This window comes from Salinisphaera sp. SPP-AMP-43 (genome assembly GCF_049568105.1).
In the GTDB taxonomy this organism is placed as follows: Bacteria; Pseudomonadota; Gammaproteobacteria; order Nevskiales; family Salinisphaeraceae; genus Salinisphaera.
The window spans coordinates 3,513,040-3,528,328 of sequence record NZ_CP145335.1; the positions used below are offsets into that span (position 1 = coordinate 3,513,040).

Sequence of the window (15,289 nt, forward strand, 5' to 3'; positions counted from 1 at the left end):
ATCCCACTAATCGTCTTCCTCGAGTTCGATGTTCAGACCCAGCGAACGGATTTCCTTGGTCAGAACGTTGAAGGACTCCGGCATGCCGGCGTGCATCTTGTGGTCGCCATCGACGATGTTCTTGTACATCCGCGTCCGGCCGGCCACGTCATCAGACTTGACCGTGAGCATTTCCTGCAGGGTATAGGCCGCGCCGTAGGCCTGCAGGGCCCAGACTTCCATCTCGCCGAAGCGCTGACCGCCGAACTGGGCCTTGCCGCCCAACGGCTGCTGGGTAACCAGGCTGTACGGGCCGGTCGAGCGCGCATGCATCTTGTCGTCAACCAGATGGTTGAGCTTGAGCATGTACATATAGCCCACGGTCACCGGCCGATCGAACATCTCCCCGGTACGACCGTCGATCAGGTTCGTCTCACCGGATTCCGGCAGGCCCGCGAGCTTCAACAGCTCACGGATCTCGTGTTCCTGGGCACCATCGAAGACCGGCGTGGCCGTCGGCATGCCTTTCACGAGATTGTGCGCCATGGTCAGCATTTCCTGATCGGTCAGAGTGTCCACCGATTCCTGGGTGCCTTCATGCACGTAGTAGGCCTTGTTCAGGAACTCGCGGATCTCACCAACGGCTTTCTGCTGTTCAAGCATTTCGGCGACCCGGTCGCCGATACCACGAGCGGCCCAGCCCAGATGCGTTTCCAGCACCTGCCCGATGTTCATGCGTGACGGCACGCCCAACGGGTTGAGTACGATATCGGCCGGGGTGCCATCCTCGAGATACGGCATGTCTTCGACCGGCACGATCTGCGAAATCACACCCTTGTTGCCGTGGCGGCCGGCCATCTTATCGCCCGGCTGGACGCGACGTTTCACCGCCAGATAGACCTTGACCATCTTGAGCACGCCGGGCGCCAGCTCGTCACCCTGCGTGATCTTTTCCTTCTTCGAGGCCAGCTGGCGCTCGAAATCGGCCTTCTGCTCTTTCAGACGCTGGGCAACCTGCTCGAGCTGTGCCTGAGCATCTTCGTCGTGCAGACGGATGTCGAACCACTTCTCGCGATCCAGACCGTCCAGATAGCCGGCGTTGATCTCGGTATTGGCCTTGAGCTTGTTCGGGCCACCGTCGGCGACCTTGCCTACCAACATGGTGCGCAGGCGATCGAACAGATCGTCCTCGAAGATGCGCTGCTGGTCGGCCAGGTCACGCCGGACTTCGTCCATCTCGTCTTCTTCGATGGACAGCGCCCGGGTATCTTTTTCGACCCCATCGCGCGTAAACACCCGTACGTCGATCACCGTGCCATCCATGCCCGGCGGAACGCGCTGGGACGAATCCTTCACGTCCGAGGCCTTCTCGCCAAAGATCGCCCGCAAGAGTTTTTCCTCCGGAGTCAGCTGGGTTTCACCCTTGGGCGTGACTTTACCCACCAGGATATCGCCCGACTTCACTTCGGCGCCGATATAGGCGATGCCCGAGGCATCCAGCTTGGACAGGGCAGCCTCGTTCACGTTCGGGATGTCCGAGGTGATCTCTTCCGGCCCGAGCTTCGTTTCGCGGGCTACGCAAGTCAGCTCCTCGATGTGCACCGAGGTGAAGCGGTCTTCTTCGACCACCCGCTCCGAGATCAGGATCGAGTCCTCGAAGTTGTAGCCATGCCAGGGCATAAAGGCCACCAGCAAATTCTGGCCCAGAGCCAGCTCGCCCATATCGGTGGACGGGCCGTCGGCCAGCACATCACCACGCTCGATGATGTCACCCGGGCTGACCAGCGGACGCTGGTTCAGACAGGTGTTCTGGTTCGAACGCGTGTACTTGACCATGTTGTAGATGTCCACGCCCGATTCGTCGGCCGACGTCTCGGTATCATGGACCCGCACCACCACACGTGAAGCGTCGACTTTGTCGACCACACCACCACGGCGCGCGGTGACAGCGTTGCCGGAGTCGATCGCGACCTTGCGCTCGATGCCGGTGCCGACCAGCGGCTTGTCAGCCCGCAGACACGGCACGGCCTGGCGCTGCATGTTCGAGCCCATCAACGCACGGTTGGCGTCGTCGTGCTCGAGGAACGGCACCAGCGAAGCCGCTACCGACATGATCTGCTTCGGCGAAACGTCCATGTACTGGACCTTGTCCGGCGCCGACAGCGTGAACTCGCCCTGATAGCGGCAGGACACCAGCTCGTCGGTGAAGGCGCCGTCGTCGTCGACCTTGGCATTGGCCTGGGCGATGACGTAGCGACCTTCCTCGATCGCCGACAAATATTCGATCGTTTCGCTGGCGACACCGTTTTCGACCCGGCGATACGGCGTTTCCAAAAAGCCGTACTTGTTGGTCTGGGCATACACCGACAACGAGTTGATCAAACCGATGTTCGGGCCTTCCGGCGTCTCGATCGGGCAGATCCGGCCGTAGTGGGTCGGATGCACGTCGCGCACTTCGAAACCGGCCCGCTCACGGGTCAGACCGCCCGGCCCAAGGGCGGACACACGACGTTTATGCGTGACCTCCGACAGCGGGTTGTTCTGATCCATGAACTGACTCAATTGCGACGAGCCAAAGAATTCCTTGATCGCTGCGGCCACCGGCTTGGCATTGATCAGATCCTGCGGCATCAGGCCTTCGGACTCGGCCACCGACAGGCGCTCGCGTACTGCGCGCTCGACGCGCACCAGGCCGGTACGGAAGGCGTTTTCCGCCATCTCGCCAACCGACCGCACACGGCGGTTACCCAGATGGTCGATGTCATCAGTCTGGCCCACGCCATTACGGATCGAGACCAATTCCTTGAGCACGTCGATGATGTCTTCGTTGGCCAGCACCGGCGAGCCTTCCGGCGACTCGCGGCCCAGACGACGGTTGAACTTCATCCGGCCAACAGCCGACAGATCGTAGCGCTCTTCGTTAAAGAACAGGTTGTCGAACAGGTTCTCGGCCGCATCTTTGGTCGGCGGCTCACCCGGACGCATCATGCGATAGATCTCGACCATCGCCTCGAGCTGATTGGTCGACGGATCCTGAGCCAACGTGTTCGAGATGTAGGGGCCGTGATCCAGATCGTTGACGTACAGCGTCGGGATATCCTGGATCCCTGCGGTACGGAACGCCTCGACCAGTTCTTCGGTGACCTCGGTGTTGGCTGCGGCCAGCTCTTCACCGGTATCGGTGTCGATGATGGCCTTGGACAGGATCTTGCCGATCAGATAGTCCGGCGGGACTTCCAGCTTCTCGACCCCGGCCTCTTCCAGCTTGCGGATATGCCGCACGGTGATACGCCGGCCTTCTTCGACGACCACATCGGCACCGGCCTTGATATCGAAGGTCGCGGTTTCGCCGCGCAGGCGCTCAGGCACGAGCTCCATTTCCACGCCCTGATCGGTCAGGTGGAACATGGTGGTCTCGTGGAACATCTCGAGCATCTGCTCGGTGTCATAGTTGAGCGCGCGCAGCAGGATGGTCGCCGGCAGCTTGCGGCGACGATCGATACGCACGAACACGTTGTCCTTCGGATCGAACTCGAAGTCCAACCAAGAACCGCGATAGGGAATCACGCGCGCCGAATACAGGAACTTGCCCGAGCTGTGGGTCTTGCCCCGATCGTGATCGAAGAACACGCCCGGCGAGCGATGTAGCTGATTGACGATGACCCGCTCGGTGCCGTTGATGATGAAGGTGCCGGTGTCGGTCATGAGCGGCATCTCGCCCATGTAGACTTCCTGCTCCTTAATATCCTTGACCGGCTTCGGATTGGCCTTGCTGTCTTTATCGTAGATGATCAGACGCACGGTCACCCGCAGCGGCGCGGAATAGATCATGCCTCGAACGCGGCATTCCTTTTCATCAAACACCGGCTGACCGAGCCGATAGCCAACATATTCGAGCGCGGCGCTGCCCGAGTGGCTGGCCATCGGAAATACCGAACTAAAGGCCGCATGCAACCCGACCTCGGACCGGTTATCGGCATCGAAGCCCTGCTGGAGAAACTGGCGATAGGAATCGATCTGCGTCGCGAGGAGAAACGGCATCTCCAACACCGACGGCTGCTTCGCGAAATCCTTTCGGATTCGTTTTTTCTCGGTAAACGAGTAGGCCATGTCACTCAACCCTCTTGGTTGGACGGACCGCGAGTGGGGCATTCTCGCGGCGGGTAGCGCGAACTTGTCAAAAGCTCCAGTCTGTCTCGGCTGCAAGACGGGACAGACTGCAGATCTCGACTGCGCGGTAACGGGAAAAGGCCGGCAGCGGCACGCGCTACCAGCCATTTTCCCAAACGCGTCAAGTTATCGTATCGATCAACTCGTTATGCGTTTCCTTGGTCGTTGTGAACGACCTTACTTGAGCTCGACCGAGGCACCGGCTTCTTCGAGATCGGTCTTCATCTTCTCGGCTTCTTCCTTCTCGACGCCTTCCTTCAGCGTAGCCGGAACGCCTTCGACCATTTCCTTGGCTTCCTTCAAGCCCAGGCCAGTGATCTGACGAACGGCCTTAATGGCGCCGACCTTGTTGTCGCCGAAGCTGGTCATCACGACGTCGAATTCGGTCTGCTCTTCGGCAGCTTCCGCTTCGCCACCCGCGGCACCGCCAGCGGCCATGGCGACCGGCGCAGCGGCCGAAACACCGAACTTCTCTTCCATCATCTCGACGAGCTCGACCACGTCCATGACGGACATTTCGGAGATCGCTTCGAGTACTTCTTCCTTCGTAGCAGCCATTACCTAGCTCCTGTTCAATACGTTGGGGTCGATTGACCCGTTTCAACAAAAAGTGTTCAAGCAGCCTGTTTCTGGTCGCGGACGGCTGCCACGGCACGGGCAGTCTTGGCGACCGGCTCGCGAGTCGTGCGGGCCAGCTTGTCGATCGGCGCCTTCATGGCACGCAACAGCTGAGACAGCGCTTCGTCGCGGGTCGGCAGCTTGGCCAGGCGATCGAGCTGTTCGCCGGGCAGCAACTGCCCATTGAACGAAATCGCCGTGACCTTCAGGGCATCGTGGGACTTCGAGAAGTCCGAGATCACACGAGCTGCAGCACCCGGGTCCTCTAGCGAGAAACCCAGGATGACCGGACCCTTGAAAGCCTCGGACATGCACTCGTATTCGGTGCCCTGGAGCGCCAGCTTCGCCAGATTATTCTTGATCACCTTCATATATGCGCCGCCGTGACGGGCATTGGTACGAAGCTCATCCATCTGGCCAGCGGTCAGCCCACGATATTCAGCCAGTACGGCGGAATGGGCGCGGGTCGCCACATCGCTGACTTCTGCCACCATGGCCTGCTTGGCTTGAAAACTCATGGCCATAGTCATCACTCCTTACACATGTCGACGGGACTCCGCCGACGGTGACTGAATCCACCTGTTGGCGGACCCATTGACGACTGCAGCAAACGCCTTTCGACGACGCTGCTTACGTCATCTGCGCAGGCTGGTCTTGGGACCTTTAAGAACCGTTTCCCCGGTTCGCCTGGCGGTCTTTGACGACGCAGCCATCCAAGAGCGGGCTGCGCTACAAAGAACGAGTACGGCGCCCGGGCGAGCCGGACACGCGTATTAGCAACCGCTAGGCGGCGACGCCCGAGGGGTCCACGGTCAATCCGGGACCCATAGTCGTCGACAGCGACACCTTGCGGAAATACTGACCCTTGGCGTTGGCCGGCTTGGCCCGCTTCAGGTCCTGAATTAGGGCAGTCAGATTATCGATCAACGCCTGGTTGTCGAAATCGGTCTTGCCGATCGGGGCATGGATGATGCCAGCCTTATCGGTACGGTACTGCACCTGACCAGCCTTGGCATTCTTGACCGCGGTTTCGACGTCGGCCGTAACCGTTCCCGTTTTCGGGTTCGGCATCAAGCCTTTCGGACCCAGGATCTGGCCCAAACGGCCGACCACCGGCATTGCGTCCGGAGTGGCTACGACCATATCGAAGTTGATCTCACCGTTCTGGACCTGCTCGGCCAGATCGTTAAGACCCACCACGTCAGCGCCGGCTTCACGAGCCTTATCGACGTTATCACCCTGGGTGAACACGGCAACCCGCACACTCTTACCAGTGCCGTGCGGCATGACCGTGGAGCCACGCACGTTCTGGTCCGACTTACGCGCGTTGACGCCAAGGTTGACCGAAACTTCGACCGTTTCGTTGAACTTGGCGCTGGCCAGCTTTTTCAAAAGCTCGAGCGCTTCGTCGACCGGGTATGCCTTGACCGGATCGATCTGATCGCGGATGGCTGCCTTACGCTTGGAAATCTTCGCCATGGCTTAGCCCTCCACCTTGATGCCCATCGAACGGGCGCTACCGGAGATAATCCGCACTGCAGCATCCATATCAGCCGCGTTGAGGTCCGGCCACTTCGTTTCGGCGATCTCTTCGACCTGCGCACGGGTGACCGTACCCACGGTCTGACGCAGCGCATCTGCGGCACCCGAGCTGATATTGGCGGCCTTTTTCAGCAGAATCGATGCCGGCGGAGTCTTTTTGACGAACGAGAAACTACGGTCCGAAAAGACCGTAATCACGACCGGAATCGGCAGACCGGGCTCGATATCCTGCGTTTCGGCGTTGAACGCCTTGCAGAACTCCATAATATTGACGCCGTGCTGACCCAGCGCCGGGCCCACGGGCGGACTCGGATTCGCTTTGCCCGCCGGAATCTGCAGCTTGATATAGCCGGTGACTTTCTTAGCCATTACTTACTCCTTATCAGGTACTCACGCCTCGGGGCTGCCCCGGGCTCCCTGGTGATCGGCGCCGCGCCAGCGACGCCGCCGGATCAAGTCTTTTCGACCTGATCGAATTCCAGATCGACTGGCGTAGAACGACCAAAAATAGTGACCGCGACACGCAGACGATTCTTGTCGTAGTTGACCTCTTCGACCACACCGTTGAAGTCGGAAAACGGACCGTCGATCACGCGCACTTCCTGACCGGGCTCGAACACGGTCTTCGGGCGCGGCTTCTCAACCGACTCCTCGACGCGATTCAGGATCTGATCGGCCTCTGCGTCGGAAATCGGCGCCGGACGATCGGCCGTACCGCCGATAAAACCAAGCACACGCGGCACGCTCTTGACGAGATGCCAGGTATCGTCGTTCATTTCCATGTGCACAAGCACATAACCAGGAAAGAACTTTCGCTCGGTGGTGCGACGCTGACCATCGCGCACTTCGACCACTTCCTCGGTCGGCACCAACACCTCACCGAAGTAGTCTTCCATGCCATGACGGGCGATATAGTCCTTAAGCGAATCGCGCACCTTCTTTTCGTACTGCGAGAAGGCTTGGACGACGTACCAATGCTTGGCCATAAATCAGCTCCGCGCTTACGCGCGCCCCGTCAACAACGTGACTGCGTAGCCAAGGACGACATCAAGCGCCCAGATAAACGCTGCCAGAATCAGCACGAATACAACCACGAGAAGCGTGGTCTGCATGGTTTCCCGGCGCGTCGGCCAGACCATGCGCCGCAACTCGGTACGCGAACCCTGAACATAGGACCAGGCCGTCTTGCCAAGCGAGGACTGGAACGCGATGAGCGCGGCAACCACGACACCGGCCAACATGCCAAGCACGCGAACGACATCGGCGTAGGCGGTGAACCAATAATAGCCGGCGATGCTGAGAACCAGCACCACTATGGCCAGCCATAGCAGCGCCGTATCTAAGGCGCTGGCCGTACGTTGTTCTTGAGCTGCCATCGACTACTCGACCGAAGACGAAAAACCGCGCGCCTAAAGAGTGGCAGGCCAGGAGGGACTCGAACCCCCAACCTGCGGTTTTGGAGACCGCTGCTCTGCCAATTGAGCTACTGACCTAGACGCAAAAACTTTTTCTTTACCGCGAAAAAGGATCGCGGATAATACCACAGATCGTGAGCATGACAACTCAGGGATCTATGATAACAGACTTCAAGCCCATTCGGCCCGCGACAACATAGCACTGTCGCGGGCCGAATGGCACCCAAGATTGCTACTGATTAAGCCGTAATCTTGGTCACGACGCCCGCACCTACGGTACGGCCGCCTTCACGAATGGCGAAGCGCAGGCCTTCTTCCATCGCGATCGGGTGAATCAGTTCAACGTTCATTGTCACGTTGTCCCCCGGCATCACCATCTCGGTGTCCGCCGGTAGTTCGCAAGCACCCGTCACGTCCGTCGTACGGAAGTAGAACTGCGGACGGTAGCCCTTGAAGAACGGTGTATGACGACCGCCCTCTTCTTTCTTCAGCACGTACACTTCGCATTCGAAGCTGGTGTGCGGCGTGATCGAACCGGGCTTGGCCAGCACCTGACCACGCTCGATGTCTTCACGCTTGGTGCCACGCAGCAGCGCGCCAATGTTGTCGCCCGCCTGGCCCTGGTCCAGCAGCTTGCGGAACATTTCCACGCCAGTAACGGTGGTCTTGGTCGTGGGATTGATGCCCACGATTTCAATGTCGTCACCTACGTTGATCACGCCGCGCTCGACACGACCCGTGGCTACGGTGCCTCGACCCGAGATCGAGAAGACGTCTTCGACCGGCATCAGGAAGGCGCCGTCCACGGCACGCTCGGGATCCGGAATGAATTCGTCCATCGCACGCACGAGCTTGGCGATCGACTCGCTGCCGTACTCGCCTTCGTCGCCTTCCAGCGCCTTCAGCGCAGAACCAACGATGACCGGCGTGTCGTCGCCCGGGAAGTCGTAGGCGTCCAGCAACTCGCGGACTTCCATTTCGACCAGCTCGATCAGCTCTTCGTCGTCGACCATGTCGGCCTTGTTGAGATACACGACGATGAACGGTACGCCGACCTGGCGCGCCAGCAGGATGTGCTCGCGCGTCTGCGGCATCGGGCCGTCAGCAGCGGACACGACCATGATCGCGCCGTCCATCTGCGCGGCACCCGTGATCATGTTCTTCACGTAGTCCGCGTGACCCGGGCAGTCCACGTGGGCGTAGTGGCGCGCTTCCGACTCGTACTCAACGTGCGATGTCGAAATCGTGATGCCACGCGCCTTTTCTTCCGGCGCCTTGTCGATTGCGTCAAACGCCGACAGCTCCGAACCGAACAACCGGTTCGATACCACCGTCAGCGCGGCCGTCAGCGTCGTCTTGCCATGGTCCACGTGACCAATCGTGCCGACGTTGACGTGCGGCTTGCTACGCTCGAATTTTGATTTGGACATTGCCTCGCCTTTCGCCGTTGGGCCTGCGTATACCAACCGAAACGCATTTCCTTGCTGGGCGTCCCGGCAATCAAAACACGCGGATATGGCATCCGCCGAATGTGGAGCCCATGACCGGACTTGAACCGGTGACCTCTTCCTTACCAAGGAAGTGCTCTACCGCTGAGCTACATGGGCTGCAAATTGTCATCCAGGTTAAACCTGGAGCGGGCGACCGGAATCGAACCGGCATCATCAGCTTGGAAGGCTGAGGTTCTACCGTTGAACTACGCCCGCATGCTCAACGCCGATAAACTCTCGCCAATCGTCGTGCATATTGCAAGCCCGACGAACCAGCGATGGCTCGATCCGATGCAATCGAAGCCGACTTTGAGGCCGGCCTCGATTTCGAAAACCGCGACTCCAGCTCAAGGCCAATCGCGATCTCAATTGTTCGGTGGTGGAGGGAGGAGGATTCGAACCTCCGAAGGCTGAGCCGACAGATTTACAGTCTGTTCCCTTTGACCGCTTGGGTATCCCTCCACGAGAGGCGCGCATTTTTGTTAATTCCTGCGCGGTTGTCAACCATCGATTTCAATTCGATGGTACGAACCGGCAATCACGCTTTGCACAGGTGGTTGCCGACGCGTTTCGGCGGGCATTCTAACGTATCAATTCATCCACGTCTGTAGGCGATCGTCCGATTCGTCGATAGTGTTCGCGCACGCTATCGAGCTTGGTGAACACATCCTCATAGCCCATGGCCTTCCCTTGTGGATCGACGTAGGTATAGCCACCGGTCACATGGAACAGCGTCACCATTTCCTCGGCAGGCTCTGGCACCACCAGCGTATGCGTCTCGCCCGGAGGCTCGAAGGCATAGTCTCCGGCCCAGGCGACCCAGTCATGCTCGAGATAATGCCATGCGCCGCGCAGCGTGAAGGCATGCACTGGGCCGCTATGGCGGTGTCGTGACAATACACCGGCGCCGCGCACCCAGAGGATATTCACGTAAAAACCCTGACTGACCGACAGCACCAGTGGTTTGAACCAGACGTTATCGGCCTGAGCGATCCAGCTGGGATCGTGGTCATCGACCTGATCCGGAATCTGCATCGCGCCGGGAACCAACAGATCGGGCACCATGCCGGTCGGCTGTGGCTTCTGATAGGCAATCGCACGCGCGTCGCGATCCTGGCGGGTGGTTTGACTCATAGAACAGTCACTCGAATTCTTCAGGCCTAAAGCCTAGGCGCCACCGCCCGGAACCGCAAAGCGCCTTGGCACAGCGCCGCCTCATCTTCCGAACCCGTAGCATTGCGCCAACTCGATAGCCCGCCAGGCGTGCACGCACCAGCGACGACTGCCGATTTACCGCTGGCCAATGGGCAGACGTTTTCAGTAGTAGATATTCAGCGCGGCCTGGGGTGTAACCGTCGCCGCGGTATTACGCCCGGCCACCACCACATCGGCGCCCATGATCACCCCGTAGTGCCGATTCCAGTTGTATTCGATCGCCGGCGCAATATCGATTGCCTCGCTCGAGCCCGACCGCGAATGCACCGCAGTCACCAGGCCATTACTGGCCTGGGTGCCACGGATCGATGCCCCATCGGTATGGCTGTAGACGATATCCACGGCCGGCGCCCAATGCCGCGTGAGGCTGTACTCAAAGGCCAAGTCAACACTCGCTGTATCGCCGGTATCGACCGTGCCGTTGAAACCTGGCCCCGTGCCATACACGCTCACCCCGTCGACCGAAGCGTCTGCGTCGGCCATGGCATAGGTCAGATTCAGGCGCGCCCGCAGGATACGGCCGTTCGGCATCCAGAAATAATCCTGGGTGAACAGGCCGAATGTGCTCTGCAACACACCGCTGCCCAGACCGTCGGCGGCATGCCCTTCGAGGCCATCGTACTGGCCGGTCGGAAACGTCTGGGAATACGCCAAGGCCGTCGTCGGCAGCCAACTGCCTTGCTCGAAGGCATGCAGCATATACTGGAATCGCAACGTGGTATCGCCCAGCTGCACGCCGTGGCTATCCGGGCCCCGATCGGCCACGTTGTAGCCGAACTGCGGCAGCAGTGCGATTGTCAGCCGATCGGTAAAACCGTATTCCAACAACGTAACCGACCGATACGCATGACTGTCGGCGGTGTTGTGTCGATCCCAGTTGTCGTCGAATGTTGCGTATTGGATCGAATCGAGCACGTACGGCTCGATGTTCCAGTGCCCGGCCGGCAGCGACGTCGCATTCGGCGCATTCAACGGGCCGGTGAACAGCGCATCATCGAGCGCTTGGCGGCCTCGACTGTCTGCGTGGGCGACGGCGACGGACATGACTGCCGTTGCGGCAGCCAAAGCGAGCGAACAATGCTTCACGGCGGCGAACTCCTAGGTTGCAGGGGGACCCTCGCAACCGGGGAAGACGGCCGTCGCTGGGCCGGCCATGTATGACCGGCCCAGCACCCTATCCTAAAGCGAGGGTTTAGCTTGTTGGCCTTCGTGGCCCAGGATATCTTCGATAACCTCGACTGTCTGCCGCGGTGGCAGCGCTGTGGCCATAGCCATCCAGAGCACCGCTATACTCCAGATTGCGATCAGCACCAGCTCGGTGCCAAACGACAGCACGTCATAGCCGCCGTCGAGGCCGCCCAGAGCCGACAGTATCCACATGCCGCCGAACCAGGGCGCCAACCAAGAGATATGCCGCCAGCCGAACTGTGCGGCCGAGCGACCGGTGGCGTGATAGATCGCCGCATACACCACGAAACCGATCAGAATCAGACCGAACAAAAAGTTGTTCGCGTTGAAGCCGGCCCAGTACACGATCCAGTTACTGGCGATGAAGGCAATCGGCGCGATCACATACCCGCCTTTGAGCCAGAACGGCCGTTCGATATCCGGCGCATTGCGACGCAGACACAGCAATACCACCGGCCCAAGGCCATAGGTCAGCACCGTGATCGAGGTGATGTATTTAACCATCTGCTGCCAGGCCGGGAACGGCAGCAGGAACAGACAGCCCACCACCCACATCAACACGATCGACACCCACGGCACGCCCCAGGGCGTTAGCTTGGCCAACACCGACGGCCCGGCGCCGACCTCGCCATTGGCCATCGTGATACGGGAACCGCCGGTCGTGAACATCAAACCGGTGCCGCCCGGCGAGACATAGGCATCGATATACAGGAACACGGCCAGCCAGGTCATACCCAGGCCGGCCGCCAGCCCCGCGAACGGACCGAAGTCGCCGGAGAAACTCAGGCTCGACCAGTCACCGCCGATCTGTTCCGGCTGCAGTGCCAGCAGGAAGGCGACCTGCAGGCCGACATACACGACCGCGGCAACGACCACCGAGCCAATGACCGCGAACGGCATATAGCGGTTCGGATCGGCGCTTTCGCCGGCCAGGTCGATCGCGGTACGAAAACCGAGAAAGGAAAACACCACGCCCGCCGCCGGCAGCGCGATGAAGATACCCGACATATCGTAGCTGCCTGGGGCCGCACTCAGGTTCGAACCGTGGAAGGACACGATCATCAGCCCCACGATGGTCGCGATCGGCACGAAAATCTTCCACCAGGTAATGGTGGAGTTCAGCGTCAATAACCAGCGGATGGTCAGCAGGTTAATCGCTGCCATGATGCCGATCAGCACTACGGCCGCGGCGAAACCAGTGCCGGTGAGCAGCCCGCCGCTATCCGGCTGGATGAAATAAGGCAGGTAGTTGTTGGCATACTGCAGAATCGCCTCGGCCTCGACCGGCGGGATCGGCACATAGGCCAAAAACAACAGCCAACTCCAGATCCGGCCAAGACCGGCGCCATGGCTGGCATGGCTCATATGCACCAGCGCCCCACTGCGGGGAAAGACCGTTGCCAGCTCGGCGAAACATAGCGCCAGCAGCATGATGATCACGGCGCCGACCACCCAGCTCAAGATGCTCCAAGGACCAGCCAGTTTGGCGGCATATAAGGCGCCAAACAGCCAGCCGGAACCGATCATACTGGTCGTACTGGCAAACAGCAGACCGATCGGACCGGCATGGCGCTTGAGCTGACCACCCGATTGAATCGAGGCCATCGCGTGTTCCCCCTGTCATTGAATATGTTGGTTTGAAAGCCGTACACGATCCAGGGCTACGACCAGGGCCGCATCGGATCGGCAATGACATTGCACGTGCGAAAATCGCGCCAACACATGCCCAGGGCCCGAGCAGGCCGCCCCTCGATTCGGGGCACGGCGATACCGTCGAAACGCCGACCCGGCAACCGATAGCGGCCGCAGAATCGCGTCACTGCATGGATAATGCACTAAAAAAACGCAGTGCACGAGGGAAGGCAATGGAGCCGGCGACCGGAGTCGAACCGATGACCTGCTGTTTACAAGACAGCTGCTCTACCAGCTGAGCTACGCCGGCTCTCAGGCTGCCCATTCTGACGGCTCGCCTCGGTTCTGGCTACCCATTGCGGTGCACGAACAGCGTTTTTGCCTGGGGCGCGCTTTCGATATCCCGAGCCCAACCCGGCCGGCGTGGCTCAGGACGGCGCGAGCCGCACACTGATGTCACCGGCATAGACAGCCTGTTCGCGACCATCGATCTCGATACGCAGACTGCCGTCGCTGCCGATCCCACGCGCGACCCCAGAGCGACGATGCGCGCCGTCGACCAGATCAACCGCCTGGCCGGCGACCCGGTCGAAGGCCGTCCAGCGGGCCAGGAACGGCTCGAAGCCGGCGTGCTCGAAACGCGTCAACGCCTCCAGTACGGCATCCAGACAGCGCCCGGCGAGCACGCTGCGCGAACACGGCTGCGGCAGATGATCGACCAGATGCGTCCAGGGCTGGTCGATACCGTCTGCCGAGCGCGGCATCGCGACGTTCAGCCCGAGCCCGACGATCAGCCGTGCGCCGCCGCCGGCTTCGGCCCGGGCCTCGGTCAGAATTCCGCCAACCTTATCCTGGCCGATCCAAAGATCGTTCGGCCATTTCACCCCGACATCCGGCACGCCAAGCGCGTCCAGCGCCTCAGCCATCGCCACGCCCACGGCAAGACTTACGGTCGCCACCGGCGCCTTCGGCACGGCCAGTTCGTAAGCGACCGATAGATACAGATTGGCCGCGAACGGCGACACCCAAGCTCGCCCGGCGCGGCCACGACCGGCCGTTTGACGCTCGGCCAGACAGGCCCGGATCGCACCGTCGCGATAACCGGCCAGCACGCTATTGGTCGAATCCACCGTCTGGCGCAGGATCAGCTGATCCAGACGCGCGCTATGCGCAGGCGACAACTCGCCTCGGATCGCCCTGGCCTCCAGCAGATCGACCGGCCCGGCGAGCCGATACCCTTTGCCAGAGACCGCGTAGATATCGATGCCGGCGGCACGCAAACGCGCAACCCGCGCCGAGACCGCCGACCGGCTCACGCCAAGTTGAACAGCCAGTCGCGGCCCGGACATCCAGCCGCCATCGGCCAGCGCTGCAATCACCGGCTCGGCCGACTCGATCTCGTCGACCCACTCCTGGCTCATCGGCGGCGCCACAGGCGCGCCCGTTCGAAACGGTTTTCTTCGCCGGCCCGCATCCGCGTGATGTTGCCGCGATGGGTATAGACGATCAGCACGCTGGCTACCACGACGAACAGGTGACCGGCTGTCGGCACCCCAGGCACGAAGAAGCTGGCGATCGCCACCCCAACCATGCCCAGCATGGTCGCCAGACCGACATAGCCAGAGGCCACCAGTACCGCGATCCAGACCGCCGCCCCAAACAGCAGCGAGCCGGGCAGCAGAACCGCCAGCACGCCGATGCAGGTGGCCGCGCCCTTGCCGCCGCGGAAGCTGTAGAACACTGGATAGATATGGCCAAGGATGGCAGCAATGCCACAAACGAACGGCCAGGGGCCGTAGGCATGCAGCAGAATCGGTACGAACCCCGCGGCGAACGCGCCCTTGACGATATCGAATACCAACACTGCCAAGCCATAGCCGCGTCCGCCGGCACGCAAGGCGTTGGTCGCCCCGGCGTTGCCGCTGCCGCTGGCGCGTACGTCCTCCTGGCCGAACATCGGCGCCAGCAGCAGGCTGCCGGAGACCGAACCAATCAAATAGGCCGCCACGACGGCGACGATAGCGGCGATTACAGGCATAA

Annotated in this window: 13 protein-coding genes and 5 tRNA genes; all 18 read right to left on the reverse strand. The window is 60.8% G+C overall.

What is annotated here, in order from left to right; genetic code table 11:
* Positions 1 to 6: 6 nt before the first annotated feature.
* On the reverse strand, positions 7 to 4,089 hold the full coding sequence (rpoB, locus tag V5738_RS15135; protein WP_423821652.1) for a DNA-directed RNA polymerase subunit beta: 4,083 nt from the start codon (positions 4,087 to 4,089) through the stop codon (positions 7 to 9).
* 237 nt (positions 4,090 to 4,326) lie between these two features.
* Positions 4,327 to 4,707 (reverse strand): 50S ribosomal protein L7/L12, encoded by a 381-nt coding sequence (gene rplL / locus V5738_RS15140; protein ID WP_423821653.1) that lies wholly within the window; start codon positions 4,705 to 4,707, stop codon positions 4,327 to 4,329.
* A 56-nt stretch (positions 4,708 to 4,763) separates the two neighbouring features.
* Positions 4,764 to 5,285, reverse strand: coding sequence for a 50S ribosomal protein L10 (gene rplJ / locus V5738_RS15145; protein WP_423824189.1), 522 nt, complete (start codon positions 5,283 to 5,285; stop codon positions 4,764 to 4,766).
* Positions 5,286 to 5,550: 265 nt separating this feature from the next.
* Positions 5,551 to 6,246, reverse strand: a complete 696-nt coding sequence (rplA, locus tag V5738_RS15150) for a 50S ribosomal protein L1 (RefSeq protein ID WP_423821654.1) — start codon at positions 6,244 to 6,246, stop codon at positions 5,551 to 5,553.
* Positions 6,247 to 6,249: 3 nt separating this feature from the next.
* The gene (gene rplK / locus V5738_RS15155) at positions 6,250 to 6,678 is read right to left on the reverse strand and encodes a 50S ribosomal protein L11 (protein WP_423821655.1); all 429 of its coding nucleotides are present in this window, start codon (positions 6,676 to 6,678) and stop codon (positions 6,250 to 6,252) included.
* Positions 6,679 to 6,761: 83 nt separating this feature from the next.
* On the reverse strand, positions 6,762 to 7,295 hold the full coding sequence (gene nusG / locus V5738_RS15160; RefSeq protein WP_423821656.1) for a transcription termination/antitermination protein NusG: 534 nt from the start codon (positions 7,293 to 7,295) through the stop codon (positions 6,762 to 6,764).
* A 15-nt stretch (positions 7,296 to 7,310) separates the two neighbouring features.
* A complete protein-coding gene (gene secE, locus V5738_RS15165) occupies positions 7,311 to 7,685 on the reverse strand; it encodes a preprotein translocase subunit SecE (protein WP_423821657.1) in 375 nt (124 codons plus the stop codon).
* 41 nt (positions 7,686 to 7,726) lie between these two features.
* Positions 7,727 to 7,802 (reverse strand) — tRNA-Trp (locus V5738_RS15170).
* Positions 7,803 to 7,963: 161 nt separating this feature from the next.
* Positions 7,964 to 9,154 carry an elongation factor Tu gene (gene tuf, locus V5738_RS15175; protein ID WP_423821647.1) on the reverse strand — a complete coding sequence of 397 codons (1,191 nt, stop codon included), beginning with the start codon at positions 9,152 to 9,154 and terminating at the stop codon, positions 7,964 to 7,966.
* 102 nt (positions 9,155 to 9,256) lie between these two features.
* Positions 9,257 to 9,331 (reverse strand) — tRNA-Thr (locus V5738_RS15180).
* A gap of 25 nt (positions 9,332 to 9,356) precedes the next feature.
* Positions 9,357 to 9,430: transfer RNA gene (locus V5738_RS15185), tRNA-Gly, on the reverse strand.
* 161 nt (positions 9,431 to 9,591) lie between these two features.
* Positions 9,592 to 9,676 (reverse strand) — tRNA-Tyr (locus V5738_RS15190).
* A gap of 120 nt (positions 9,677 to 9,796) precedes the next feature.
* Positions 9,797 to 10,348 (reverse strand): 2,4'-dihydroxyacetophenone dioxygenase family protein, encoded by a 552-nt coding sequence (locus tag V5738_RS15195; RefSeq protein WP_423821658.1) that lies wholly within the window; start codon positions 10,346 to 10,348, stop codon positions 9,797 to 9,799.
* A gap of 183 nt (positions 10,349 to 10,531) precedes the next feature.
* The gene (locus V5738_RS15200; protein WP_423821659.1) at positions 10,532 to 11,473 is read right to left on the reverse strand and encodes a transporter; all 942 of its coding nucleotides are present in this window, start codon (positions 11,471 to 11,473) and stop codon (positions 10,532 to 10,534) included.
* Positions 11,474 to 11,608: 135 nt separating this feature from the next.
* Positions 11,609 to 13,222 (reverse strand): APC family permease, encoded by a 1,614-nt coding sequence (locus tag V5738_RS15205; protein WP_423821660.1) that lies wholly within the window; start codon positions 13,220 to 13,222, stop codon positions 11,609 to 11,611.
* Positions 13,223 to 13,483: 261 nt separating this feature from the next.
* Positions 13,484 to 13,559, reverse strand: a tRNA-Thr gene (locus V5738_RS15210).
* A 118-nt stretch (positions 13,560 to 13,677) separates the two neighbouring features.
* Complete coding sequence (locus V5738_RS15215) at positions 13,678 to 14,670, reverse strand: biotin--[acetyl-CoA-carboxylase] ligase (RefSeq protein ID WP_423821661.1); 993 nt, start codon at positions 14,668 to 14,670, stop codon at positions 13,678 to 13,680.
* The gene (gene plsY / locus V5738_RS15220) at positions 14,667 to 15,287 is read right to left on the reverse strand and encodes a glycerol-3-phosphate 1-O-acyltransferase PlsY (protein WP_423821662.1); all 621 of its coding nucleotides are present in this window, start codon (positions 15,285 to 15,287) and stop codon (positions 14,667 to 14,669) included. The genes V5738_RS15215 and plsY overlap by 4 nt, the downstream gene beginning before the upstream one ends.
* Positions 15,288 to 15,289 lie beyond the last annotated feature (2 nt).

What these genes read in the sequence shown, in the direction of transcription:
- rpoB (WP_423821652.1), bottom strand. Translation starts at nt 4,089, where the DNA reads ATGGCCTACTCGTTTACCGAGAAAAAACGAATCCGAAAGGATTTCGCG.
- rplL (WP_423821653.1), bottom strand. Translation starts at nt 4,707, where the DNA reads ATGGCTGCTACGAAGGAAGAAGTACTCGAAGCGATCTCCGAAATGTCC.
- rplJ (WP_423824189.1), bottom strand. Translation starts at nt 5,285, where the DNA reads ATGAGTTTTCAAGCCAAGCAGGCCATGGTGGCAGAAGTCAGCGATGTG.
- rplA (WP_423821654.1), bottom strand. Translation starts at nt 6,246, where the DNA reads ATGGCGAAGATTTCCAAGCGTAAGGCAGCCATCCGCGATCAGATCGAT.
- rplK (WP_423821655.1), bottom strand. Translation starts at nt 6,678, where the DNA reads ATGGCTAAGAAAGTCACCGGCTATATCAAGCTGCAGATTCCGGCGGGC.
- nusG (WP_423821656.1), bottom strand. Translation starts at nt 7,295, where the DNA reads ATGGCCAAGCATTGGTACGTCGTCCAAGCCTTCTCGCAGTACGAAAAG.
- secE (WP_423821657.1), bottom strand. Translation starts at nt 7,685, where the DNA reads ATGGCAGCTCAAGAACAACGTACGGCCAGCGCCTTAGATACGGCGCTG.
- tuf (WP_423821647.1), bottom strand. Translation starts at nt 9,154, where the DNA reads ATGTCCAAATCAAAATTCGAGCGTAGCAAGCCGCACGTCAACGTCGGC.
- V5738_RS15195 (WP_423821658.1), bottom strand. Translation starts at nt 10,348, where the DNA reads ATGAGTCAAACCACCCGCCAGGATCGCGACGCGCGTGCGATTGCCTAT.
- V5738_RS15200 (WP_423821659.1), bottom strand. Translation starts at nt 11,473, where the DNA reads ATGTCCGTCGCCGTCGCCCACGCAGACAGTCGAGGCCGCCAAGCGCTC.
- V5738_RS15205 (WP_423821660.1), bottom strand. Translation starts at nt 13,222, where the DNA reads ATGGCCTCGATTCAATCGGGTGGTCAGCTCAAGCGCCATGCCGGTCCG.
- V5738_RS15215 (WP_423821661.1), bottom strand. Translation starts at nt 14,670, where the DNA reads ATGAGCCAGGAGTGGGTCGACGAGATCGAGTCGGCCGAGCCGGTGATT.
- plsY (WP_423821662.1), bottom strand. Translation starts at nt 15,287, where the DNA reads ATGCCTGTAATCGCCGCTATCGTCGCCGTCGTGGCGGCCTATTTGATT.